This window comes from Leisingera aquaemixtae, from assembly GCF_006740765.1.
GTDB lineage: Bacteria > Pseudomonadota > Alphaproteobacteria > Rhodobacterales > Rhodobacteraceae > Leisingera > Leisingera aquaemixtae.
Map to the genome: position 1 here is coordinate 596,711 of NZ_CP041159.1, position 23,977 is coordinate 620,687.

The following is a 23,977-nucleotide window of genomic DNA, read 5'->3' on the forward strand; positions in this document are numbered from 1 at the left end:
GAAGGCATCATAGGCAAGCGGGCGGGGAAAGCGATTGCGGTTGCGCGTATATTCTTCAGTTTCTTTGCGATGGTCATTCGTGAAATGCAGTGATAGTGAAGAATTCATGCTTGATGATCTTGACCGGCGCATTCTCCGCCACCTGCAGAGCGAGCCGGAGCAATCGATTCCGGATCTGGCCGACCGGCTGGGCATGACCGCCTCGCGGCTAGCGCGGCGGCTGGAGAAGCTGCGCGAGGGCGGGGTGATCCTGGGCCAGCGGGCAGTGATCGACTGGCGGGCCTTGGGGTACGCGGTGGAGGTCTCGCTGCGGGTAACGCTGGACAAGACCAACCCGCGCGCCTTTGACGAGTTCATTGCCGCTGCCCGCGACATTCCGGAGGTTCTGGAGATCCAGACCTTTCTGGGTCAGGTCGATGTGCGGCTTTCGGTGATCGCGCGGGATATGCCGCATTACCAGCAGATCTACCGCGCAGGCATCCTGACGCTGCCGCACATCGCCGATATCGAGGCGCTGATGCATGTGGCGCGGATCAAGTCGGACGAGGTGCTGCCGGTATGAGCGCGCTGGATGCTCTCGATTTCGCCCTGCTGCGCGCCTTGTCGGAGGATGCGACGCAATCGGCGGGCGCGCTGGGGCGGCAGCTGGGCCTCAGCCAGCCTGCCACCTGGCGGCGGATCAAGCGGCTGCAGGAGGCGGGCATCATTGCCGGGCGCAAGCTGGAGCTGGACAAGGAAAAGCTGGGGTTTGGCGTCACCGTCTTTCTGGGGGTGAAGCTGGCGGCCAAGGGAAGGGTCTCCCTGGAGGATTTCGAGCGCGCGGTCTCGGCCATTCCCGAGGTGCAGACGGTGGAGCATGTGCTGGGCATGTACGACTACCGCCTGCGGGTGACGGCGCGGGACATTTCCGACTTTGAACGCGTGCTGCGCCGCCGGGTGATGACCCTGCCGGGCGTCGGCAATGTGGAGGCCAATGTGCTGTTGAGCGAGGAGCGCAGGCCGGGGCCGCTGGGCTGACGCCGCCCTTTTGTTGCCGGTCCGGAACCCGCCTGGCGCAAATGCGGGGGCTTTCTGTCGTGCCTGGGCTGTCTTTTTGCCGGGCTGGCGTCAATATCCCCCTTCGGGGAACGGCAGTTCCGATGTATGCCAAGTCAGGGTTTGCCAAAGCCCGCAGCACCGGCTAGCCGTTTCATGAAATATTTCAGGGAGGCCGCAATGGCATTGCTCGATACCGTCGACCCGCAGGGTCTGGATGAATTCTCGGTGGTGTTCACCGACCGCTCGCTCAACCACATGTCCAAAGCCTTCCAGCAGGTGATGCTGGACATCAACGGGATGCTGAAAGAGGTCTATAACGCCGAAGCCGTGGCGCTGGTGCCGGGCGGCGGCACCTATGCGATGGAGGCGGTGGCGCGCCAGTTTGCCCGGGATGCGAACGCGCTGGTGGTGCGCAATGGCTGGTTCTCCTACCGCTGGAGCCAGATTTTCGAGGCGGGCGGTTTTACCGCGTCCTCGACCGTGATGAAGGCACGCCGCACCGGCAATGAACCGGCCTCGCCCTTTGAACCGGCGCCGATTGCGGATGTGGTGGCCGCGATCAAGGAGCAGAAACCGGACATCGTATTTGCCCCGCATGTGGAAACCGCTGCGGGTGTGATCCTGCCGGACGACTATGTGACCGCAATGGCGGCGGCCGCGCATGAGGTTGGCGCGCTGATGGTGCTGGACTGCATCGCCTCGGGCTGCGCCTGGGTCGACATGAAGGCGACCGGCGTCGATGTGCTGATCTCCGCCCCGCAGAAGGGCTGGAGCGCCTCGCCCTCTGCCGGTCTGGTGATGCTGTCAGACCGCGCGCTGGCACGGCTGGAGGAGACCGCCTCCGACAGCTTTGCGCTGAACCTGAAACAGTGGCGCGCCATCATGAAGGCCTATGAGGACGGCGGCCATGCCTATCACGCCACCATGCCGACCGATGCGCTGCGTGCCTTCCGCGACACCATGCTGGAGACCAAGGAGTACGGCTTTGAGCGCCTGCGCGAGGCGCAATGGGAGCTGGGCAACGGTGTGCGGATGATGCTGAAGGACAAGGGCATCACCTCGGTTGCCGCGGACGGCTTTGGCGCGCCGGGGGTGGTGGTGAGCTACACCAGCGACCCGGACGTGCAGAACGGCAAGAAATTCCTGGCGCTGGGGACACAGATCGCCGCGGGCGTGCCGCTGCAATGCGACGAGCCTGACGGTTTCCGCACCTTCCGCCTGGGCCTGTTTGGCCTCGACAAGCTGTATGATGTGGATGGAACCTTGGCACGGCTGAAGACGGTCGTGGATCAGGTGCTGTAAACGCGCCGGCGTTTCATCTTTCCAAAAAATACTCCCGCCGGAGGCAGCGGCTTTCCACTAGGAAAGCCGCTTTACTTTACTTTACGCCCAGCCCCATCTGCATCAGCGTCTTGCGCACCGGCGCCAGAGAATACAGCGCGTTGAGGCCAAAAGCGCGCAGGTCGCGCAACGGGCGCGGGGCCAGCATCGAGGTCCGGTTCAACAGGTCAATGCCCTTCACCCGCAGCAGGATCTCGTTGTGGCGGGCCTTGTGGTAGGCCGCCAGCATCTGCGCATCGCCCAGGCCTTCGGGGCGGGCTTCGGCCAGCTCCAGCAGGCTGCGCAGATCGCCCAGCGACATGTTGAGGCCCTGCGCGCCGATCGGCGGCACCACATGGGCCGCCTCGGCCATCAGCGCCAGCCGCTCGCCGTTCAGCCGCTCCGCGGACTGGCTGATGATCGGCCAGATGGTGCGGCGCGAGGCCAGTTTCAGATCGCCGAACAAGCCGCAGCTGCGCTCTGTCATCGCGGCCTCGAAGGCTGCGGGGTCCAGGTTCAACAGCTCCTGCGCGCGCGGCCCGCGCTCCATCCAGACAATGGCCGAAGACGGCTGCCCCTGGTAGTCGGGCAACGGCACCAGGGTGAACGGGCCGCCGGAGCGGTGGATCTCGGTGGAGACATTCTCGTGCGGCACCGGGTGGGTGACGGCAAAAGCCAGCGCCTTTTGGCCGTAGCGGGTGGTTTTCACCGGAATGCCCGCCGCCGCGCGCATCGGGGAGTTGCGGCCGTCGCAGGCCACCACCAGTTTCGCCGTCACCTGGCTGCCGTCGCTGAGGCTGACGCGCGCCTCACCGGTGCGGGTGAACAGGCCCGTGGTGCCGGTGCCAAAGCGCAGGTCGACGTTGGGCAGCTCCGCCAGCCGGGCAATCATCTCGCGCCGCAGCAGCCAGTTGGGCAGGTTCCACCCGAAGGGCTGGTCGGAAATATCGGCGGCGTTGAAATCCTTGACCACCCGCGGTTCGGGCCGGGCGCCGCCCGCATCGACGATGCGCATGATCTGCAAGGGCGCCGCATGCTCTTCCAGCCGCGTCCAGATGCCGCAGCGGTCCAGCAGGGCCTGCGCGGGCTGCAGAAACGCGGTGGTGCGCAGATCGGATCCTTCGGCGTCGCGGTCGGTTACCGGCGGGGCGGGGTCCGCGCAGATCACGCTGAAGCCGCTGGACGCAAAAGCGGCGGCTGCGGTCAGTCCCGCAATGCCGCCGCCGGAAATCAGGATATCGCAGGTATCGGCCATCTCGTCAGCCCTCCGTTCTGGGGCCAGAAATAGGCCCGGACAGCGGGGGAAGACAAGCCGATACCGGCAGATAGGGCGCTTAGCCGCGGGTGATGGTGATCAGCAGGGTAAAGATCACCGGCACCATCGCCAGCGCCGGGAGATACAGCCCGGGAATGCCGAACAGCAGGATCGAGCAGCCCCACAGGCTGACGAAGGTGGCGATGGCGTAATAGAGGTTCTCTGCCGGGCCGTAGGCAACCTCTTTGATCATCCGGCCCAGGAGCGGCACGGCAAACAGGATTCGCTGCCACAGGGTCAGTTGTGCGGGAAGGGCATATGCGCTCATCGGTCGGGCTCCTACGTTTGGGTACGCGGCGCATATAGGGAGGAAAACATGCGGCAAACAGGTATATTTTGCCGCAGGTGCGAAGATTCGCCGGTATGCGATTGTGCACATGCAGAAACGGGGCATTGCCCCCTGCACGCGCCGCAGTCAGAGCCGGAAAATTAGATCAGCCGTGCCAGAAAACCGGCCAGATCATCCGAATGATGATGGATGTGGGCGGCGTCCACGGGCTCTGGCGCCACATGCACCGTGCGCATGCCCATCTCATGCGGAGCGGCGAGATTGCGTGCGTCATCCTCGAACATCGCGGCCTGCTGCGGCGCGATGCCCGCGCGGGCAAAGACCCTGTCAAAGGCGCGCCGCTCCGGTTTCGGGTGGTAATCCGCGTGCTCGACGCCAAAGACGCCGTCAAACAGCCCCGACAGCCCGCGGGCGGCCAGCACCCTCTCGGCATAAGGGGCGGAGCCGTTGGTATAGACGATCTTCTTGCCCGGCAGGTTGCGGATGCCTGCGGCCAGGTCCGCGTCCTCTTCCAGGTGGTCCATCGAGATGTCATGCACTGCCACAAGATAGGGGTCCGGATCCAGATCATGCTCGCGCATGAGGCCCGCAAGCGTGGTGCCGTGCTCGCGCCAGTACTGGCTGCGCAGGCGGTCGGCCTCGGCCCGGTCCACCCTGAGGGCGTCCATCACATAGGCGGTCATCTTGACCTCGATCTGGTCGAACAGCCGCGCGGACGGATGGTACAGGGTGTTGTCGAGGTCGAACACCCATTGCGAGACATGGGAAAAGGCGTGTTTGGGCATGCCGCCGGATTAGGGCGCGATGGCCGCGATTGCAATCAAAAGCGCATTTTGCCTGCGGGTTTTCAGCACATTGGCGCCATCAGGGTTGATTGCTGCCCCTTGGCCTGTAGAGATTGGCGCACCGGAATGAACAGGAACGACAATGAACCAGAGCCGCAGCAACCAGAAAGACGCCTATGCGCTGATCCTCGAAGCGATCGACTCAGGGGTCTACAAACCGGGCGACCGGCTGGTGGAGAGCGACCTGGCCGAGCGCTTTGGCGTCTCGCGCACCCCGATCCGGGAGGCGCTGCAGCGGCTGGAGACGCAATCCCTGCTGGAGCGTGACGGGCGGTCGCTGATCGTCGCGTCGCTGGACCACAACCAGATGGCGGAGCTCTATGTGGTGCGGCGCGAGCTGGAGGGCCTGGCGGCCCGGCTGGCGGCGCGCCATGCCACCGAGGAAGAGATCCGTGTCCTGCAGGAAATGGTCGAGGCGGATGACCAGCTGATCGGCGACCCGGCGGCGCTGTCCAAGGCCAACCGCCGCTTTCACGAGCAGATCCACTTGGCCTCGCACAACCGGTATCTGGTGCAGCAGCTGGACCTGGTGCACCGGACCATGGCGCTGATGGCGACCACCTCGCTGGCGGCGGAAGGGCGCAGCGAGATTGCCCAGTCCGAGCATAAGGGGATTGTCGACGCGATCAGCCGCCGCGATGAGGATGCCGCGGGCCAGGCGCTGAAAGATCACATCTCCATTGCCTTCATGACCAGGCTGAAACAAGACGCCAGCGGGCGGGGCTGAACCGCCCGAGCCTGGATTTCCGGCGCGGTTTGGCACCGGGTTTGGCGTTGGGTTTGACGCCGTGGGCGGTCTTGTCCCAGAAGAAGGGGCGGGCCACCAGCTCATAAGCCGCCTTGGCAGCGGCGAGGGCGCCCATCGGGAAATACAGGACCATCACGGGCGCCCAGGCCGCCAGCCAGGGGCGGCCCATGTCCCGGGCAGCGGTGATGCAGATAAGCACGCCCAGCAGTTCGAAAAACACCAGCGCCGCCGCCGCCAGCGGCAGCAGAAACGGCGGTCCCGCGCCTTCGCTGGGATGCGGCAGTCCCAGGGCAATCAGCCAGAACGACCACAATAGCGGCGCAAACAGGAATTGCCCCAGCGTGCCTAGAAAGAACGCCTGAAACCCCAGAAAGCGTTTCCAGCCGAGATCGCCCAGCAGCCGCAGCGGCCGGCGCATGTGCACCAGGTAGGTGAGCATGAACCCCTTCAGCCAGCGCGAGCGCTGCTTGACCCAGGGCCAGGGACGGCAGTTGGCCTCCTCATAAGTGGCGCTGGGCAGCATTTCGGTGCGGTAGCCGGCGCGGTACAGGCGGACGCCCAGGTCGGCGTCCTCGGTCACGTTGTGGGCGTCCCAGCCGCCCAGCTCCTCCAGCACATGGCGGCGGACAAACATGGTGGTGCCGCCCAGCGGCACCACCAGGCCCAGCCGGGAGATGCCCTGCAGGACAATGCGGAACCAGCTGCCGTATTCCAGCGTGAAGCAGCGCGAGATCCAGTTGGTGCGCGGGTTGTAATAGTCGAGAACACCCTGAACGCAGGCGGTCTTGCTGTCCGCCCGGGCAAAGGCCTGCGCCACCTTGGCAAGCTGGTCCGCGTCTGGCGCGTCTTCGGCGTCCCAGACGCCGATGATGGCGCCGCGGCAGAAGTTCAGCGCATAGTTCATCGCCCGCGGCTTGGTGGTCAGGCCGCCGAAGGCCGGAACCTCCACCACCCGGATCCAGGGCGGCAGCCGGGTGTTCTTCAGGGCCGTGCGGGTGACGCTGTCGTGTTCTTCCAGCACCAGGATCACGTCGGTCAAAGCCCGGGGATAGCTGAGCTTGCGGATGCGCGACAAGAGGGCGCGGCTGATCTCAGCCTCCTTGTAGAGCGGGACCATGACCGAAATGACTGGCAGGTCCGGCCCGTGCTGCGGGCGGGGGGCAGGCAGCGGCGGCGGGGCGGCGGGACGCCCGCGGCGGGCGCGGGCGGACCAATAGGCCGCAAGCCCGCAGGCCTTCAGCGCCGTGAACAGCAGCACCGACGCAAGCGCCAGCAGGCTGAGGACGGTAAACAGCGCCGCCGGAGCAGTGCAGCACAGGTACAGGGCGGGCAGGGCGCAGGCGGCTGCCACAGCGCGGCCCCGGGCAGGCTGCAGGGTGCGGCAGCTGAGCTGCGCCACCACGCTGCTGCTGGCCTGGCGCACCAGGGCGGGGCTGAAATGGCGGGTAAGCAGGGCGGTGATCTGCGCCTCGCCGGCCAGCACCGGCGTGATGCTGCTGAAGCTGTCCTGAAGTTCGCGCTGCAGCGCCTCGAACCGGTCGGGGTGGGCAATGGCAACGGTGACGGTCTGGCCCAGCTGCAGCCAGGGCAGGGCGCAATGGCGCAGCCAGAACTGGGCAGGTTTTCGGGCCAGCAGCCGGGTGTTGGCAATCTGGCCGGCCAGATCGGCGCGGGGCATCCGGTACTGCCGCGCCAGCGTGTCCTGCACCTGCTCCTCGCTGGCCAGCCCTTCGGCCACCAGCACCCGTCCCAGCGCTGCCTTCTGGTGCTGGCGCAGCACCAGCGCGCGCATCATGCTGGTGCCATCCAGCGGCTGCCGCGGACCCGGAGAGAGCTTCCCCGCAGGCTGCGGCAGCCTGACCTGCCGCAGCGGTAGTGACACATAACCCATCGCCTGCCCGCACCAATAAACCCGTCAGGCCCTCAGGCTGGCGGCGGCGGCTTAAAAAACGGTAAACGCGGCGTTAACCATGCCACCGGGCGGCGTGGTTAACAGCTTTTTTACGCAGATTTGCGCTCGGCCATCGCCTCGGCAAAGCGCTCGAACAGGTAGAAGCTGTCCTGCGGGCCGGGGCTGGCCTCGGGGTGGTGCTGCACCGAATACACCGGGCGGCCGGACACCCGGATGCCGCAGTTGGAGCCGTCAAACAGCGACACATGGGTCTCTTCGACGCCTTCGGGCAGGGTTTGCGCGTCCACCGCAAAGCCATGGTTCATCGAGGTGATCTCGACCTTGCCGGTGGCGTGCTCCTTGACCGGATGGTTGGCCCCGTGGTGGCCGTGGTTCATCTTGACGGTCTTTGCCCCCAGCGCCAGCGCCAGCATCTGGTGGCCCAGGCAGATGCCGAACACCGGCAGGTCTGCCTTCAGAACTTCCTGGATCATCGGCACCGCGTATTCGCCGGTGGCTGCCGGGTCGCCCGGGCCGTTGGAGAGGAACACGCCGTCGGGGTTGTGCGCCAGCACCTCCTCGGCAGTGGCAGTGGCGGGCAGCACGGTCACGTCGCAGCCGGCCGAGGCCAGGCAGCGCAGGATGTTGCGCTTGGCGCCGTAGTCAACCGCCACAACCTTGTGCTTGGGGGCTTCCTGGCGGGCATAGCCGTCGGGCCAGGCCCAGCGCATCTGGTCCCAGCGGTAGCTTTGCGCGCAGGTCACGTCCTTGGCCAGGTCCAGACCCACCAGGCCGGACCAGGCGCGCGCCTTGGCGACCAGCGCCTCAATGTCGAAGTTGCCTTCGGGGTCATGCGCCAGCGCCACATGCGGCGCGCCCTGCTGGCGGATCGCACGGGTCAGGCGGCGGGTGTCGACGCCGCCGATGGCGATGCGGCCGGTGCGGGTGAGCCAGTCCTTCAGCTCCTCGGTGGCGCGCCAGTTGGAGGCCAGGGTCGGATCCCATTTCACCACCATGCCGGCGGCAACCGGATCGGCGGTCTCGTCATCCTCCGGGGTCACGCCGGTGTTGCCGATGTGGGGAAAGGTGAAGGTAACGATCTGCCCCGCATAAGAGGGATCGGTCATGATCTCCTGATAGCCGGTCATCGCGGTGTTGAAGCAGAGCTCGGCCACGGTGTCGCCGGTGGCGCCGAAGCCGGTGCCGTAAAAGACGGTGCCATCAGCGAGCGCCAGGCATGCGGTGGGCTTGGACGGGGCGGAAGCGGCCATTGCGCGAGTCTCCATGCGGGATAAATTCATGGGCTTGTAAGGGGGGCGCGGCAGCGGGTCAACCCGGCAAGGGGCGGGCAGGCTGACGCGGGGTCCGGAATGGAAAATTTACTGTAAACTTGCACAGCGGCGGCAGAATGGATAACCATCGGTGTCCGGCAACCATGGGGATGCTTTTGAATATGGATACGCGCACACGGGTCAATCAGGCCCTGAAGCAGGCGATGAAAGACAAGGCCGCCGACCGGCTGGCCACGCTGCGGCTGATCAATGCGGCCATCAAGGACCGCGAGATTGCGGCCCGCGCCGATGGCGAGGAAAGCAGCATCGGCGATGAGGAAATTCTGGCCATCCTGGGCAAGATGACCAAGCAGCGCAAGGAAAGCGCCCGCGCCTATGAGGAAGGCGGGCGGCTGGACCTGGCGGAACGGGAACTGGGCGAGATCGCTGTCATCGAGGAATTCCTGCCGCAGCAGCTGAGCGACGAGGAAGCCGCGGATGCGGTGAAGGCCGCGGTGGCTGAAACCGGCGCCGAATCGATTCGCGACATGGGCAAGGTGATGGCTGCGCTGAAGGCGAAATACACCGGCCAGATGGATTTCGGCAAAGCCGGGCCCATGGTCAAGGACCAGCTCTGCAGCAAAGGCGATTGCTGACCGGGAGAGCGCGCTTGCGCGCGCGGCCTCCGGCGGGAGTATTTCGGGAAAGATGAAGAGAGCAGGCCCGCAGTGCGGGCCTTTTCTTTTGCGGCTCAGCGGGTGAAGGCGGATTTGAGGTCGCCGTAAAGCGCGACCCGCTCTTCCTCAGACAGGAAGGCGCCAATCTCCACCTCGCGGCCGCAGCCGTGCAGGGTGACATAATGCGGCACCGGGCCGTCGTGGTCGTGCATCTCGACCCGCGCCCAGTGGCGGTTGCAGTGCCAGCTTTGCCGTTTGCCGTCCGGGTTGATCCGCTCCAGCCGGGCATCCTGCGGGCCGATGGTCAGCACCTCCAGGATCTGGTGGTCGCGGCGGCTGCGGTCCAGCGCCCACTTCATGCCAAACACTGCAAGCAGCAGGAATGGCAGCAGCCCCCACAGTAGGACGGAGCCCAGGACCGGGATCAGCGGCACGCAGATCAGTGCGGCGGTGAGGCCGAGGAACCGGGCATAGCCCTGCGGCGGCAGCGACTGATGCGGCCAGAGGTGCAGCTCGCGTTCGGCACCGGTTTGCGGTCGGGTCCAGTTGTAAGGCATCGGATAGCGTCTGCTGTGACGGAAGCTTCATTCTTAATGATGTGGCGGAAAGTCCGGATTTCCACTGCCTTGATACCGCGGGCGGGCGTCAGGAAAAAGGCCTCGGAGCGGATGCTTCGGGGCCTTTTCTGATGTCATTGCTTCACGCCGCTTAGTGCGAATGCGAGCGGTCCCAGTCTTCCTGCTTGGGCAGGATTTCGAAGGTGTGCTCCGGCGGCGGAGAGGGCAGGGTCCACTCCAGCGTGTCCGCGTATTCGTTCCAGTAGTTGTTCTGGGTGACGCGGGCGCCGCGCAGCAGCGAATAGATCACCACGCCGAAGAACAGCAGGAACGATGCAAAGGACAGGAACGCGCCGTAGGAGGAGATCTTGTTCCAGTAGGCGAAGCCTTCCGGATAGTCGATGTACCGGCGCGGCATGCCCTGACGGCCCAGGAAGTGCTGGGGGAAGAAGGTCAGGTTGGCGCCGATGAAGAACATCCAGAAGTGGATCTGGGCGCCCAGCTCGTTGTACTGGCGGCCGGTCATCTTGCCGAAGTAGAAGTACACGCCTGCGAAGATCGCGAACACCGCACCCAGCGACATCACGTAATGGAAGTGAGCCACAACATAGTAGGTGTCGTGATAGGCGCGGTCGACAGCCGCCTGCGACAGCACCACGCCGGTCACACCGCCGACGGTGAACAGGAACAGGAAGCCGAAGGCGAACATCATCGGTGCCTTGAACTCGATGGAGCCGCCCCACATGGTGGCGATCCAGGAGAACACCTTAACCCCGGTCGGAACCGCGATCACCATGGTGGCCAGCATGAAGTAGGCCTGCTGGTTCAGCGACATGCCGACGGTGTACATGTGGTGCGCCCACACGACAAAGCCCAGCACGCCGATGGCGATGATCGCCCAGACCATCGGCAGGTAGCCGAACACCGGCTTGCGCGCGAAGGTGGCGATGACGTGGGAGATGATGCCGAAGCCCGGCAGGATCACGATGTACACTTCCGGGTGGCCGAAGAACCACAGGATGTGCTGGTACAGGATCGGGTCGCCGCCGCCTGCCGCGTCAAAGAAGGTGAAGCCGAAGTTGCGGTCCATCAGCAGCATGGTGATGGCGCCTGCCAGAACCGGCAGGGACAGCAGGATCAGCCAGGCGGTCACGAAGATCGACCAGCTGAACAGCGGCACCTTGAACAGGGTCATGCCCGGCGCGCGCATGTTCAGGAAGGTGGTGATCATGTTGATCGCACCCAGGATCGACGACGCGCCCGAGACGTGCACGGCAAAGATTGCCAGGTCCATCGAGTAGCCGCCCTCGTTCACCGACAGCGGCGGGTACAGAACCCAGCCGACGCCGGAGCCCAGCTGGTCATTGCCGCCCGGGGAGACAACCGAGAGAACCGCCAGCGAGGTGCCTGCGACATACATCCAGAACGACAGGTTGTTCATGCGCGGGAACGCCATGTCCGGCGCGCCGATCTGCAGCGGCATGAAGTAGTTGCCGAAACCGCCGAACAGCGCCGGGATCACCACGAAGAACATCATCAGGATGCCGTGAGCGGTGATCATCACGTTCCAAAGATGGCCGTTCGGAGTACATTCCGCGGAGGCGTCGGCAAACATGCGCGCACCCTCCAGGCACATGTACTGAACGCCGGGGTCCATCAGTTCAAGCCGCATGTAGACGGTGAAGATGACGGAGATGAGACCTGCGATCGCCGAAACGATCAGGTAAAGAATGCCGATATCCTTATGGTTCGTGCTCATGAACCAGCGGGTGAAAAAACTCCGCTCGTCCTCGTGGCCGTGACCATGAATGGCTGCGTCTGCCATTTAGGTGCCTCCTGCTGCATAACGAAAGGCCCCCGGAGACGGACTCCGGGCGGCCTGGATTCCTTGGGAGTATTAGAATGGCCGGCCGGCGCCTTCAATGGCGGAGTTTGATCTGGATCAAGATTTATTGCCGCAGGGCCTTGAATCCTCAGGCTGCGGCCGGGGCCGGGAGCGCTTGACCTGGCGTCCGGGCACGCGCACAACCGGGAAAAGCCAGAGAAGGAGGCCAGGCGCATGCCCGCATATGATCCCGACAACATCTTTGCCAAGCTCTTGCGCGGCGAGATCCCCTCAACCCGCGTTTATGAGGACGATGAGACGCTGGCCTTCATGGATATCATGCCGCGGGCGGACGGGCATCTCTTGGTGATTCCGAAAACGCCCTGCCGCAACCTGCTGGATGCCAGCCCGGCGCAGATTGCAGCGGTGATGCAGACGGTGCAGAAACTCTCCCATGCGGTGATCAAGGGGCTGGGCGCCGATGGCGTCACCGTGCAGCAGTTCAACGAGGCGGCCGGCGGGCAGGAGGTCTTTCACCTGCATATGCACGTGCTGCCGCGCAAGGAGGGCGACCGGCTGCGCCCGCCCGGGCAGATGGGCGATATGGATCAGATCCAGGCCCAGGCAGAGAAGATTCGCGCGGCCCTTGGCCGGGACTGACGGCTGCCGCCCGCGCAATGCATTGGGAACGCCGCCGGTTCAGGCGGCGTTTTCACAGCGAATTCTTCCGTGAAATCATCCGCGGCTGAGCGCATTTGAATTAAATGTTGAATTTCAGTTGAATTTGATCATAGCTGTTTCCCAGATTGGTTGTAAGTCAGAGAGGGCGCACGCGCCCAAGCGTATAGGGTCCCTAGAATTGGGGTGGTCCGGCACCAATTGGCTGCTCTTTCAGGGGCGCAAATGCCGGGTTTTCATGAATGACAGGCTGACTGCCTGAACCGTGCGGGCCGCTGCGCCTGCACGCTGTCCTATGCTTGCGGCGCGCGTGGTCTCTTTGGCCCGGATAGCAGTATTGGAGGGGCGCCGTGACGCTCTTGTACCGCGCGCAGGCCATGTCCCAGGAGCAGGTCGCCGCCGCAATTTACGAGACCATGATCCGGCCGGAGCAGTTCGACCGGTTTTTCTCCGGGCCGCCGGCGGCAGGGCAGGCCGCCGCGGGCGGCCAGATGCCGCAGCGCCCGCGGGGGGCACCGGTGCTGCGGGCGCATTTTGCCCGCGCCGCGGAGATTCAGGAACAGCAATGGGAGCAGGCCGGGCGCCCGCATCCCAGCAGCTGCTGCAGTATGGGGAGCCGGTTCTGGCTGCTCGCCGGGACCGGAACCGGGACCGGCGGCAGGCTGCTCAATGCTTCGCAGCGGGCGGCGGGGCAAATCGAGGGCCGCGGCGGTCTTGCCGCAGCCATGGGGCTGACCCGGGCGGCTGCCGGACGCTGGCATACCTTTCTGAAGCAAGTGCGCCAGGGGGCGTTCTCGTGGCAGGACGTTCTGGTGCTGCGTACCCGCCGCCCCGGCGAGCGTTTTCTGTGCCGCCCGGTCCGGCTGGACACGGCAGGCGGCACGGCGGTGGCGGTGATGGCGGAGCTTCTGGAGTGGGAATGGAACGGCGAAGCCGCGGGCCAGGTTGCTGCGGCCTTTGGCCTGCGCAAAGCTGACCTCAAGCCGCTGAAAGCGGTGCTGAGCGGCCCCGGCGGCAGGGTGGCTGGCGGGCTGCAGCAGGCCGCCGCACGGGCCGGGGCGCCGGGCGCGGCGGAGCTGATCCGGCTGACCGCCTTCCTGATGACCGAACATACCCGGGATCTGAAGATTGCGCGCGGAGAGCTGCTGCCGCCTGCGGAGGAGTTCCAGGACACGAGCGGGCTGCGCTGCCAGTATTTCCGGCTGGGGTCGGAAACCGGCCAGCCGGTGGTCTTCGTGCACGGGCTGCTGGACGGCATCGCGCCGCTGCAGCGGCTGCAGCCGCAGCTGCGGATGCTTGGGTTCCGGGTATATGCGCCGATGCGGGCCGGCTACGGCGGCTCAGCGCCGCTGCCGCGCGGGCAGGATCCGGCGGACGCTTTTGTGCGGCAGCTGGAGGGGCTGATGCACCGCGAAAACCTGCAGCGCCCGGTGCTGCTGAGCCACCGCGGCGGCGCGCTTTACGGCTGCCGCGCCGCCAACCGCCTGCACCAGCGGATCGCCGGGCTGGTGGCGGTGGCGCCGAATTGCTCCATCACCTCGACGCGGCAGTTTTCCGGGCTGCGGGGGTATGCCTGGCTTGCCGCCGCCTGCGCCGCGCGGGCCAACTGGCTGCTGCCGGTGCTGATGAAGGGCTGGTCTGCGGCGCTGCGCTGGTACGGCCCCAAGGCGCTGCTGCGGTTCCAGACCGCCCGCGGCAGCCGCGAAAGGGCGCTGCTGCACAAAATGGCGCTGCTGCCGCTGCTGCAGCAGAGCCAGGCCCTGTTCCTGCAGCAGGGCGGGGCCGGGTTCCTGACGGATGTGCAGATGATGCGGCGGGGCGTCCCCAAACTGCCGCTGCCGCGCGGGACGCGGGCGGTCTTCCTGCATGGCGGCGAGGATCACGTGGCGCCGCTGCGTGACGTGCGGGATGCGCTGAACGGGCTTGGCGGCGCCCAGCTGTGCGTCAGCCAGGAAGCGGGCGCGCTGGTGTTCTACACCTTTCCGGAGCTGGTTCTGACGGCCCTGCAGGACTGCGCCGCAGCGGCACCTGACGCCTGCTAGCCTCCGAACACCTGCGCAAAGCTGCGTCTAAGGGCGACATCCACATCCGCCAGGGTGACCGGCAGGCCCAGGTCGACCAGGCTGGTGACCCCGTATTCGGTGATCCCGCAGGGCACGATGCCGGTGAAATGCTCCAGCTCCGGCTCGACGTTGATCGAGATGCCGTGAAAGCTCACCCATTTGCGCAGGCGGATGCCGATGGCCGCGATCTTGTCCTCTGCCATGCCGCCCGAGACAGTGCGCGGCTTGTCCGGGCGCTCGACCCAGACGCCGACCCGGCCGTCGCGGATATGGCCCTTGACGTTAAATTCCTCGAGCGCGGCGATCACCCAGCTTTCCAGCTGCTCCACGAACCGGCGCACGTCGTGGCCGCGCTGGCCGACGTTCAGCATCACATAGACCACCCGCTGCCCCGGCCCGTGATAGGTGTACTGGCCGCCGCGCTTGCTCTCATAGACCGGGAAACGGTCCGGATCGGTCAGGTCTTCGCGCTTGGCCGAGGTGCCGGCGGTATAAAGCGGCGGATGCTCGACCAGCCAGATGCACTCCTCCGCCGTTCCCGCAGCAATTGCCGCGGCGCGCGCTTCCATGAAGGCAACCGCTTGATCATACTCGACAAGACCGTCTGCTGTGATCCACTCAACCATGGCTGAAACCGTCCTTTTCCATCCGTGCGCAAGGCGCAGGCCGGCAAATCGGCCGGAAAACCCCTAGGTGCAGGCGCCGCCTGTGGAGTATCCTGATTCCGTAACGAGTATCCATAGGGGGCGAGTATCATGTTTACCAAGCCGCTCAAGCCGGCCTTGGCGGCCGCATTTTTGGCAACCTCGGCCACGGGCCCTGCCATCGCGGACGAATTGGGCGCCGCAATTGTCGGGGGCGTCATTGGCGGTGTTATCGTCAATGAAATTCACAAGAATAAACAGCGCCAGCGCAGCACTGCCCGGACCTACCGCCGGGCGCCGGCCTATTCCGCCGCGCGGACTGAAAACCGCGAGACCCAGACCGCGCTCAACTATTTCGGCTTCAATGCCGGCTCTGCCGACGGGGTTCTGGGCCGCCGGTCGCGTGCGGCGATCAGCCAGTATCAGATCCACATGGGCTATCCGGCGACCGGCCATCTGGCCCCGTATGAGCGCAACTTCCTTGTCAGCTCCTATAACCGCGCGCAGATCGGCGGCCCGCAGGTGATCAAGGCGATGCAGGGCCCGCAGGGCGTGCGCGGCCTGCTGCACGGCTGGCGCGATGAGGCGGCGGGCCTGCGCACCGCCGGCAGCAGCTATGGCGGCAACACCTACGGCGGTCTGCCGCCGGAAGTCAGCCATGCGGTGGATGAGGTCGCCGCCAGCTCCGAACCCTCGGGCGAGCAGCTGTTGCAGCGCACCGGCTTCATGCAGCTGGCAGATCTGAACGGCGACGGCCGCAACGACTACGTGCTGGACACCTCGGTCTCCGGCAGCTCGTTCTGGTGCGGTGCCTCCAACTGTTCGGTGATGGTCTTTGCCTCGACCCCGCAGGGGTATCAGCGCAACGACTTCCTGGCGCGCGGCGTGACGCCCGCCAGCTTTGCCTGCCACCAGGGCACCTGCCGCATCCTGGATGCCGGCACCGAAGCCCCGGTGCAGGCCGCGCAGGAGACCCGCAGCACGGTGACCGCCGCTGCCGCACAGCCAAGCGTGCCGCTGGGCGGGATCACCCTGTTTGATCAGCCCAAGGAAAGTGCCTCGCTGACCAGCTATTGCAGCAAGGTCAGCCTGCTGACCAGCTCCAACGGCGGCTTCATGACGGCGGACAGCATGACCGACCCGGAACTGGCGCTGGGCGAGCAGTTCTGCCTGGCCCGGACCTATGCCATCAACGCAGGGGAGACTCAGGCCGGCAAGGTCAAGGGCGTGACCCAAGCGCAGATCGACAGCCAGTGCGATGCCTTCGGCCCGGCGGTGCAGCCGTTCCTGGCCAAGCTTGGTACCGCAGGCAGCGGCGAGGTGATGGGCGATGTGCAGAAATTCGTGCTGCAATCCGGCATGTCGCTGGAGCAGCTGGCCAATACAGCCGGGATCTGCCTGTTCTCCGGCTACCGCCGCGATGACATGGAAGTGGCGCTGGGAGCGGCATTGATCCTGACCGGCATCGGCAAGCGCCCCTACGCGGAGCTGATCGGCCACCACCTGGCGCTGGGCTTCGGCGCCCCGAACGCAGCCGAAAAGGCGCAGGAGTGGTACAGCATGGCGGTGATCTCGCTGGAAGACGGCACCGCGCCGGTGTTTGCCCCTGGACAGCCCGGACGACCAGAGCTGATCAAGGCGGCATCGGCCAAGCTGGCGGGCGGCCGGGTGCAGCCGGTCCAGGCCTCCAGCGGCGCGGCGGCGCTGCCCTCCTTCTCCTCTGATTGAGGCGGGGAGGCGTCCTGCCTTCGCAGCGCGAAAGGCCGGCAGCTGTGCCACTGGTGAATCATGGCCCGCTGCCGGCCTCTTGCGGCCGCTCACCCGGAGAGAAAGGTCTGCGCCGCGAGTCGGCTGCCAAGGCCAATTGACCGGCGGCGGGGCCCCGGAGAACAGCAAACGCGGCCCGGTTATACGGCTGTTTTCCTGCACTTAGGCGGGGCGCGCGGCGGCGGCGAACATTCTGCGGCGAAAAGGCGATTTTCGTCTTCACATCGCTTCCGCGCTGGTCTATACGCCCCTACACCAAGCCTAAGACAGTGCGGTCGTGGCGGAATTGGTAGACGCGCAGCGTTGAGGTCGCTGTTCCTTAACCGGAGTGGAAGTTCGAGTCTTCTCGACCGCACCATTTCACATTTTGATGTGAATATCCCTAAAAATTCAAAAATTTCAGACACTTGCAGAGTTCGATAGCCGTTTTTTCGGTCGTAAGTCAATGGTGCTTTGAAGGCTGCTTTCAGGATGGTTTTGCGTACCAAGAGCGAACCTTTTTCGTAGATATTCCAAGGGTTTGACAGGAAGTCTCTCAAGAGTTCGATAATTTCACCTAGGGGGAAGACCGATTGTGTCTCCTGAGACAGTTTGTCGTTCAGCACAAGCTTGTCGTTTTCCAGCTTGGCGACCTTAGCCTCTAGCGCGGTAATGACCTTTGGATTCGAGGTGTCAACAAGACGCTCGACTAGCGCATCTTGCTGCTTATCCAGCTCCTTTATCTGGCGTTTGAGTGCAGATTTTGCCTGTGCTGCCTGTTCCTTGCTTTGCCCTAATGCATCGTGAAGCATCGAGGTTGTGACCTGCCCCCCGCTGGTCCCTCGTTCATGAGGAGAGTCTGCGGGTTTGGTTTTGGTAATCGTCGGTCTCGGGCTTGGCAAGCGCGGCAGGCGCGGAGCCCTCAAATAGCTCAAGCGCCTGCCGCGCTTGCATTGGCGTTCTGTTCCCCAGCGAAGAATGCGGCCTGACGTTGTTGTAATCGTAGCGCCACAGCGCCAGCTTGCGGCGGGCATCGTCCAGGGTATCGAACAGCTCTTCATTGAGAAGCTCGTCCCGCAGGCTGCCGTTGAATGACTCGATAAAGGCATTCTGCTGCGGTTTTCCGGGGTCGATGTAATGCCAATCCACCCCGTTCCTGTCGGCCCATTTCAGGATTGCCTGGCTGGTGAATTCCGTCCCGTTGTCGCTGACAATGCAAGCGGGTTTTCCGTAGATCCGGACGAGCGCGTCCAGCTCCCGGGCAACGCGCTCTCCTGAAATGCTGGTGTCTGCCGCCAGGCACAGGTTTTCCCGGCAGCAGTCGTCATTCACGGCCAGGATGCGAAACTTCCGCGCCGCGCCGAAGCTGTCTGCCAGGAAATCCAGGGACCAGCGCTGGTTGGGCTGTGTGGCTTCGGGCATCGGCGTTCTCGAGCCCCGGGCGCGTTTGCGGCCCCGCCGCCGTTTCACTGCAAGACCCTCCTCCCGGTAGAGGCGGTAAAGCTTTTTGTGGTTCATGATCATGCCTTTTCGCTCAAGCAGCACGCCGATCCGCCGGTAGCCGAACCGGCGGCGTTTGCCAGCGATCTCTTTCATCTCCTGGCGGATCTCGGGATGGTCGGGCGGGCGTTTGCGCCGGACCGTCTTGGGGTCGACACCGACAAGCCGGCAGGCCCTGCGCTGCGAGATGCCATGATCCCGCATCGCAGTGAGCGCTGCCTCTCGCCGCTCCTTCGGTGCCGTCAGCTTTTTCCCAGCAGGTCTTTCAGAACCACATTGTCGAGCATCGTGTCTGCCAGCAGCCGCTTCAGCTTGGCATTCTCATCTTCCAGCGCTTTCAGCCGCGCCGCCTCCGATACCTCCATGCCGCCATACTTGGACTTCAGCTTGTAAAAGGTCGCCGGGCTCAGCCCATGCCGGCGGCACACCTCCGCCGTCGGCATCCCGGCTTCCTGCTCTTTGATCATCCCGATGATTTGCGCCTCGGTGTAACGGCTCTTACGCATTCGTCTGCTCCTACATAGGTTGGGCAGACTCTACATCATGGTGAGGGATTTCGCGGGGGGCAGGTCAGGCGACGTTGGAGTGGATACCACCGCCGGAGCCGCGTCGAGACAAAGATGCATTGCGTGAAACTGCTGGGCCAGCGGCTAATGGCACGGGACTTCGACCGCCAGGTCACAGAACTCCAGGTCCGGATCGCCGTTCTGAACGGCTACACCGCGCTCGGCATACCCATCACAGAACCTGCGGGATAAGTCTGTCCGGGGAAAGGGGAACCTTGGCAATCACCGGTTTTGTGCAACAGAGCCACGTATCTTGAAAAAATCTCCTTCAGGCTCGACTTTCTCATCTTGAAGCACGCTTGCAAAGGTGTTTCCTTCTTTTGCCAAGTAGATCGATACTTGACCAATTTCTTCCGACATGGGCTCACTTATACGTTGAATTTAGGTATTGGCGCAACCGTATCACGTGTTGCGAAGGTGTTCTAGATGATCATGCGTTTGTATGGTTTTTCCGGAAAATTCATCGGCTCGATCAGCGAGCTAGTGTTTTGACGATGTTACATTTTTTGGAGAGAGGAAGCCTATTTGCCATTCCTCGCATCGTACTCACCGTTGTAAAGGCCATCAAATGTGTGGAAGAGCCGCGTGTTTACCCGCTCGATCCAGTCAATTGTTTCTTTGAAGTCGTTTTCGTAGACGTCGATCCTCTGAAGCCAAAGACGAAAAGGCTCAATGGTGAACCGTACGATAGGAGTAACGAATCTGATATCTGCTGGATGATGATCTGTGAACGCAGAGAATGTTCCGTCGTCATTGCGCACTAGACCCCAATCCATTGATTCGTTCCAAGAACCATGGATTGATTCAGACATAATCCCATAGGTGGCTGGGTAGAGATCGTCGTGCTCAATCTCTGCAAAAATGTCCCGGATGCTCTTGCCTTGGAGACGCCATCTATTCTTCTTCTGGGTCGCAAAATCATCCTTGGTCAAGCCTTCAAATTTCATTTTTTCTTTGACAGAGGCGAGTAGACGCTTTCCTGCCTTGGTGTCGAAGAATTTGGATCCGCTTTCGAATTCCCTCAAAATTCGTAGTCGATCCTTGTAAGAACACTTACGGTAATCTTCGATCACGGCGTCTCCGTTCAGCATTAAGTAGCTGGCGAGGGTTGTCGCTTCGATGAGTGGACGCTCGAAGATCGCGATGACCTCAGCATTGTCCTGTTCATGATACTTCACACATTCTTTGAGGAGCTTTGAGATGCGGACGAGGAGACCAAGGATGGGTGCGTCGTTGATCGAATATCCTGTTGGATTACGCTCAGTGTTTCGTGTTCTTGTAAGCGTATCATATATCTCAGATACATCTTTGAAGAATTGGAGTGAGAAGGTGTGCAACCCCTCTAGAGAACTGAAGTGCTTCTCGATGTATGAGGGTGTATACTTTTCGGTAATCTGGATAGACTCGATCATGCTGTAATTTATCATCCGTCATCCATATTGGAAATCCTATTTCACATCCTAGGGGCGAGATGCGTGTCAGATGACACCGAGCGCTGCGATCCCTGCGGTCATCTCACAGCACTAAGTCGTGCTGCAAGATGTGTGTGGTAGTACCACACGATCTTGGCAAGGGGGTCCGCTGCGCGCCCCCGTTGCATCCCCCTAGGCCGATGGTCATGAGCAGGCATTGAGCCAGCGCACGACCATGCAAACAGATCGCTGTTTGATCGCTCCTCAGGGAGAAGCCGTCTCTCCCCAACACCCCATAGGTCAACCGTCCGCCGATTGAATGCCGTCAGCTTGCCGAAGATGAACCCGGCCAAAGGGCGAGATCGCCGCCCCTTGGAACCCGCTCGCAGGGCTTGGAGACTGTGCCTCTCCACCTGCACCGAACCAGGCACAAGCGAACTGCGCGTTTGATCCGCAATCGCGAGGCAGAAAATTAGGTGATAGCCATACACCTGTCGAGCAGTTCTTCATTCTGCACGACCACAACTAGGAGGCGTTTCCTGGCTCTTGTAATGTTCTGAAAGAGCATTTTTGTAGGAAGATAGTAGGCGCTACCACGGTACAAAAGTTTACCTACATCGCTGTAGGTAAAGAACTTATCGATCACCACGGCTACACCATCAAATTCCTGTCCTATTACTTCGTGAGAAGTCATTCGGTTGTTGTCTGAGTATCTTTCATGGAATTCTGTCTTGTATTGTGATGGTGTGAATCTGAGTACCTTCCATTCCTCGCTATCTAATGTGGTAAGAAAAAATCTTGCATCGTCAGGATTGCTGAAATACCGAAGGTGAATATTTCCGCCTTCTGTCTTCCCGAAATTTCTTTTATTGTCGAGCAGTGATTTTATGAAGTTTGCGATTTCTTTGTTGGATCGTATCTTCTCAGAGAGGCTGTAGGAGTTTTTCGAGCAAAGTTTTAAGATCTTTCCGCTTGAATCCTCCTTCTCTTCGCGATGCGCGAGAGTTTGCAGCTTGTCATAGGAGAAAAGGCAGTTCGCTTTGGCTTTGGAGGTTTCGATATAGATATGCTCAAGTTGATTTTCATATAAACGTTGAGCTTCATCTATCAGGATCAGATCGTAGCTTGAAAAGTCACAGCTTTTGTAACTTTTAATCGGCTTGATGGTCCAGCCCGAGCCGATTAAATTTCGCTGCCCAGAGTTTATTTGACCGCAGTGAAGGATCAGGGATTTTTTTCCTTCATCCATTACTCGTTTAGCGATGTCGTATGCTAGAAGAGTTTTTCCCGTTCCTGCGCCACCAGTGAGGGAGATAAAATTCTCTTGTTTGGTGTTCTGAATCGTTTTTAGAATATTGAGTTGTACTTCCTCTTGCTGGCTGGTGAGGAAGTATTCTCCATTCAGAAATCTGTCTGTAGAGTTGAAGGGGGATACTAGATAATCTGATGGGTTAAAGAGCTTGTTTGCATCTTCAATAATCTCAACTTCTTGTGACTTTAGCAGCTCAGCCAAGTAAGCTAAATCCGCCTGATCTAAAGTTCCGTTTTCGTTGAGGTTATATAGCGTGTTTGTGTTGGATACGTATGTTAGGTGGTAAGCGCTTCTTCCGATGAATTTCAGGTAGTAGTCGTTTCTTTTAAGTTGCTTGAGTATCTTTTCTTCGGTGCTGCTGCTTTTGAGTTCAATATTTAGTATGAAGTTGTGACCGAACCTTAGGAGGTCAAACTCCTTCCCAATTTGTGGTATCTCATACCCAATGTGAAATTCTTCGAAATCAGCGGCATTGCTGCCGTTTTCGGTTAATTGGAGAACTAAGTTTCTGAGACCTTCAACTTCCTTAGGCTTTATTTTGATGCCGTGGTGCTTTGTGAAGTTGGAGAATCCGTCGGAGGTCAGATTTTCCTGCGCCTGGGTGAGTGACAGGAGGTTCATTGTCTTAAGCATGAGAAATGTTTCTTAGTTGTGTTGTTTTTGTTGGGGTGCTTGTGTCGTACGGTGATACTCTCAGTGCTCCTTCAGGGTCTAAGAAGTGCCTTTTCGAGGTGAAAGGGCGACGAAAAGTGCTTTGTAATCATATGCTTGTTTAGTACGCAAGTGAGTTTGAGGCAACAACTTTAGAGATAATTTTCACAGACAGCGCCACCGTTGAGATAGTAAGCTGTTCTCAGACGTTCTCTTTTTGATTTCGCATACCAGCGCATGTCATGCGCTAGCGCGTTTGATATGCAATCAGGGGAACCTGTCCGCTCCCCCAATACCCCCATGACTGACTAGGACTGCCGTCCCCGCGCGGTTCAAAGGGTGGGTCCTCACCATGCTCGCTTCATATGCATTGCAGCTCCGCGTGGTTCTGGTCCCGCCTACGGCACCTTTGATCCTTGCACCCCAGCTCCTCGGCGGAAGCCAGACGGTTGCATGCACAACCCGTCAGATACGAGAGGAGAAAAGACATGCCGCAACTACACGCACAACCATATGACCTAGACGCAATCGGTTTTTACTTTGAAAGCTTTGAGGAGTACCAAACCATTTCCAAGCGGCACATGAATGCCCATTGGGAATCCGTCGTAGAATACGAAATCCAGTTCATCGATGGTGATGACATCGACTGTGCCTTGGCCAAGGCATGGGGCATCAATCAGGCCAATATCGGCGGCTACTTCACGGCCTGCGATGAGTGGGAAGATTACCAGAAGAAAATCTTCATCATCGCTGTTGGTGAGATCGGATACGGATTTGACCCCGAGGATAGCCCGTCAGGCAATACCCAGCCATGATCAAGAAACAGATCACGAGACAAATCCCGGAGCTTGTTCTTGAAGTTCGGAAGGTTGATCGCTTTCAGCTCAACACCATCGATACGTGACCAGACCACGTGAGCATGACGACGACCTTCTTTTTCATGCATGATAATGGCGCGGGGCTGGCCATCCAGTCCCAGTGTCTTTTCTGCGCGATCTGCGGCCTCAAGAAACTCGTCTTCGGTAGCGTTGTGATCTGTGGGCGGGTTTAAACTCAGGGAGAACATGAACTGTTTGCAGCGGGTGGCCTTTGAAATGGCGTAGGCCTCAGCCAACGCATCATGAAGTTGATCAGATGAAAATCCACGCAACTCTAAACAGGTGACATGATCGTTGTCACGTTCATTCATAAGGTGATCTGCGAGCGCCTTTGCACCCGCACGTTGCGAACCTTTGAGGATCATATCTTCACCCCCAAAGCTTTCATCAGAGTTGCACGCATCCATGCGACTTCAGCCACGGCGCGTTTGAGATCATCCTCCAATTCAGGATCGATGACCAATGTGCCGAGGTTTAGATGTTTGGCGATCTGGTTGAGGTTGTTGGCGTGCTTTGTCTGGGCAAGGCGTGCTAGCACTTCCGCCAATAGCTGTTGCTCCGCAACAGGTGGTTTCCGCCGACTACGATATTTTGGAGCTTCGTCGGCAAAAACCACGGACTTGATATAGGACGCCAGCGGCATGCCCCCAGCTTGGGCTTCAAGCTGAGATCGTTCTTCTGGTGTAAGGCGCAGGGAAAACGGGGCAGGGCGGCTCATGGCTTTGGTCCCCGCAAAATGTTCCTGTCATCT

At 61.5% G+C, this 23,977-nt stretch carries 23 protein-coding genes, 1 tRNA gene and 1 pseudogene; 11 read left to right on the forward strand and 14 right to left on the reverse strand.

From position 1 onward, the window contains the following. Positions 1-106: 106 nt before the first annotated feature. The 3 genes from R2C4_RS04570 to R2C4_RS04580 all read left to right on the forward strand — a co-directional run bounded on the left by R2C4_RS04570 (position 107) and on the right by R2C4_RS04580 (position 2,340). Positions 107-562: an Lrp/AsnC family transcriptional regulator gene (locus R2C4_RS04570; protein ID WP_058284242.1), complete on the forward strand. Its 456-nt coding sequence runs from the start codon at positions 107-109 to the stop codon at positions 560-562. Continuing rightward, entirely contained in the window at positions 559-1,017 is a 459-nt protein-coding gene (locus R2C4_RS04575; RefSeq protein WP_141889758.1) for an Lrp/AsnC family transcriptional regulator, read from the forward strand. Before R2C4_RS04570 ends, R2C4_RS04575 begins: the two co-directional genes overlap by 4 nt. A 198-nt stretch (positions 1,018-1,215) precedes the next feature. Then, a complete protein-coding gene (locus tag R2C4_RS04580) occupies positions 1,216-2,340 on the forward strand; it encodes an aminotransferase class V-fold PLP-dependent enzyme (RefSeq protein ID WP_141889759.1) in 1,125 nt (374 codons plus the stop codon). Between the two features lie 76 nt (positions 2,341-2,416). Here the strand turns inward: R2C4_RS04580 and R2C4_RS04585 are convergent, their stop codons facing one another. The 3 genes from R2C4_RS04585 to R2C4_RS04595 all read right to left on the reverse strand — a co-directional run bounded on the left by R2C4_RS04585 (position 2,417) and on the right by R2C4_RS04595 (position 4,747). Next, positions 2,417-3,613, reverse strand: a complete 1,197-nt coding sequence (locus tag R2C4_RS04585) for a UbiH/UbiF family hydroxylase (RefSeq protein WP_141889760.1) — start codon at positions 3,611-3,613, stop codon at positions 2,417-2,419. Positions 3,614-3,692: 79 nt separating this feature from the next. Then, the gene (locus R2C4_RS04590; protein ID WP_058284245.1) at positions 3,693-3,941 is read right to left on the reverse strand and encodes a hypothetical protein; all 249 of its coding nucleotides are present in this window, start codon (positions 3,939-3,941) and stop codon (positions 3,693-3,695) included. Positions 3,942-4,102: 161 nt separating this feature from the next. Continuing rightward, positions 4,103-4,747, reverse strand: coding sequence for a pyrimidine 5'-nucleotidase (locus R2C4_RS04595; protein WP_058284246.1), 645 nt, complete (start codon positions 4,745-4,747; stop codon positions 4,103-4,105). A 142-nt stretch (positions 4,748-4,889) separates the two neighbouring features. Here R2C4_RS04595 and R2C4_RS04600 point away from each other — a divergent pair, with 142 nt between their 5' ends. After that, on the forward strand, positions 4,890-5,534 hold the full coding sequence (locus R2C4_RS04600) for a GntR family transcriptional regulator (protein ID WP_141889761.1): 645 nt from the start codon (positions 4,890-4,892) through the stop codon (positions 5,532-5,534). Here R2C4_RS04600 and R2C4_RS04605 read toward each other — a convergent pair. Both R2C4_RS04605 and carA read right to left on the reverse strand, forming a co-directional pair. After that, entirely contained in the window at positions 5,494-7,446 is a 1,953-nt protein-coding gene (locus R2C4_RS04605) for a glycosyltransferase (RefSeq protein WP_141889762.1), read from the reverse strand. The genes R2C4_RS04600 and R2C4_RS04605 overlap by 41 nt on opposite strands. A 110-nt stretch (positions 7,447-7,556) precedes the next feature. Next, positions 7,557-8,717 carry a glutamine-hydrolyzing carbamoyl-phosphate synthase small subunit gene (gene carA, locus R2C4_RS04610; RefSeq protein ID WP_058284249.1) on the reverse strand — a complete coding sequence of 387 codons (1,161 nt, stop codon included), beginning with the start codon at positions 8,715-8,717 and terminating at the stop codon, positions 7,557-7,559. A gap of 182 nt (positions 8,718-8,899) precedes the next feature. On the opposite strand from carA, the gene R2C4_RS04615 reads away from it, so the two are divergent. After that, positions 8,900-9,373: a GatB/YqeY domain-containing protein gene (locus R2C4_RS04615; protein WP_058284474.1), complete on the forward strand. Its 474-nt coding sequence runs from the start codon at positions 8,900-8,902 to the stop codon at positions 9,371-9,373. Between the two features lie 95 nt (positions 9,374-9,468). On the opposite strand, the gene R2C4_RS04620 is transcribed toward R2C4_RS04615, so the two are convergent. Continuing rightward, positions 9,469-9,951 carry a DUF2244 domain-containing protein gene (locus R2C4_RS04620; RefSeq protein ID WP_141889763.1) on the reverse strand — a complete coding sequence of 161 codons (483 nt, stop codon included), beginning with the start codon at positions 9,949-9,951 and terminating at the stop codon, positions 9,469-9,471. Between the two features lie 151 nt (positions 9,952-10,102). Next, positions 10,103-11,776 carry a cytochrome c oxidase subunit I gene (locus R2C4_RS04625; protein ID WP_008555249.1) on the reverse strand — a complete coding sequence of 558 codons (1,674 nt, stop codon included), beginning with the start codon at positions 11,774-11,776 and terminating at the stop codon, positions 10,103-10,105. Positions 11,777-12,010: 234 nt separating this feature from the next. On the opposite strand from R2C4_RS04625, the gene R2C4_RS04630 reads away from it, so the two are divergent. Both R2C4_RS04630 and R2C4_RS04635 read left to right on the forward strand, forming a co-directional pair. Beyond that, the gene (locus R2C4_RS04630) at positions 12,011-12,436 is read left to right on the forward strand and encodes an HIT family protein (protein ID WP_141889764.1); all 426 of its coding nucleotides are present in this window, start codon (positions 12,011-12,013) and stop codon (positions 12,434-12,436) included. 368 nt (positions 12,437-12,804) lie between these two features. Next, positions 12,805-14,496 carry an alpha/beta hydrolase gene (locus tag R2C4_RS04635; RefSeq protein WP_141889765.1) on the forward strand — a complete coding sequence of 564 codons (1,692 nt, stop codon included), beginning with the start codon at positions 12,805-12,807 and terminating at the stop codon, positions 14,494-14,496. Here the strand turns inward: R2C4_RS04635 and lipB are convergent. Further along, positions 14,493-15,143 (reverse strand): lipoyl(octanoyl) transferase LipB, encoded by a 651-nt coding sequence (lipB, locus tag R2C4_RS04640; protein WP_141889766.1) that lies wholly within the window; start codon positions 15,141-15,143, stop codon positions 14,493-14,495. The two genes, R2C4_RS04635 and lipB, sit on opposite strands and share 4 nt — an antisense overlap. 129 nt (positions 15,144-15,272) lie before the next feature. Between lipB and R2C4_RS04645 the strand changes: the two genes are divergently transcribed. Next, positions 15,273-16,889 (forward strand): peptidoglycan-binding domain-containing protein, encoded by a 1,617-nt coding sequence (locus R2C4_RS04645; protein ID WP_141889767.1) that lies wholly within the window; start codon positions 15,273-15,275, stop codon positions 16,887-16,889. A 310-nt stretch (positions 16,890-17,199) separates the two neighbouring features. Beyond that, positions 17,200-17,286, forward strand: a tRNA-Leu gene (locus R2C4_RS04650). 467 nt (positions 17,287-17,753) lie between these two features. Here the strand turns inward: R2C4_RS04650 and R2C4_RS04660 are convergent. Further along, positions 17,754-18,913 (reverse strand): IS3 family transposase gene (locus tag R2C4_RS04660; RefSeq protein ID WP_141889259.1). Its coding sequence is split into 2 segments (ribosomal slippage): positions 17,754-18,655 and positions 18,655-18,913, totalling 1,161 coding nucleotides; the frame shifts between segments, so codons are not numbered across the junction. A 69-nt stretch (positions 18,914-18,982) separates the two neighbouring features. On the opposite strand from R2C4_RS04660, the pseudogene R2C4_RS04665 reads away from it, so the two are divergent. After that, positions 18,983-19,165: pseudogene (locus tag R2C4_RS04665) on the forward strand (IS5/IS1182 family transposase); the annotation flags it as partial. Between the two features lie 30 nt (positions 19,166-19,195). Here R2C4_RS04665 and R2C4_RS21190 read toward each other — a convergent pair. The 3 genes from R2C4_RS21190 to R2C4_RS04675 all read right to left on the reverse strand — a co-directional run bounded on the left by R2C4_RS21190 (position 19,196) and on the right by R2C4_RS04675 (position 22,330). After that, positions 19,196-19,333 (reverse strand): hypothetical protein, encoded by a 138-nt coding sequence (locus tag R2C4_RS21190; protein ID WP_167510239.1) that lies wholly within the window; start codon positions 19,331-19,333, stop codon positions 19,196-19,198. Positions 19,334-19,494: 161 nt separating this feature from the next. After that, positions 19,495-20,385, reverse strand: coding sequence for a DUF5677 domain-containing protein (locus R2C4_RS04670; protein ID WP_141889768.1), 891 nt, complete (start codon positions 20,383-20,385; stop codon positions 19,495-19,497). A 472-nt stretch (positions 20,386-20,857) separates the two neighbouring features. Further along, the gene (locus tag R2C4_RS04675; protein ID WP_141889769.1) at positions 20,858-22,330 is read right to left on the reverse strand and encodes a DNA/RNA helicase domain-containing protein; all 1,473 of its coding nucleotides are present in this window, start codon (positions 22,328-22,330) and stop codon (positions 20,858-20,860) included. A gap of 506 nt (positions 22,331-22,836) precedes the next feature. On the opposite strand from R2C4_RS04675, the gene R2C4_RS04680 reads away from it, so the two are divergent. Further along, positions 22,837-23,163, forward strand: a complete 327-nt coding sequence (locus R2C4_RS04680) for a hypothetical protein (protein WP_208764521.1) — start codon at positions 22,837-22,839, stop codon at positions 23,161-23,163. Here R2C4_RS04680 and R2C4_RS04685 read toward each other — a convergent pair. Both R2C4_RS04685 and mobC read right to left on the reverse strand, forming a co-directional pair. After that, positions 23,073-23,591 (reverse strand): relaxase/mobilization nuclease domain-containing protein, encoded by a 519-nt coding sequence (locus R2C4_RS04685; protein ID WP_141889770.1) that lies wholly within the window; start codon positions 23,589-23,591, stop codon positions 23,073-23,075. The genes R2C4_RS04680 and R2C4_RS04685 overlap by 91 nt on opposite strands. Beyond that, positions 23,588-23,944: a plasmid mobilization relaxosome protein MobC gene (gene mobC / locus R2C4_RS04690; RefSeq protein WP_244940779.1), complete on the reverse strand. Its 357-nt coding sequence runs from the start codon at positions 23,942-23,944 to the stop codon at positions 23,588-23,590. The genes R2C4_RS04685 and mobC overlap by 4 nt, the downstream gene beginning before the upstream one ends. Positions 23,945-23,977: the final 33 nt, after the last annotated feature.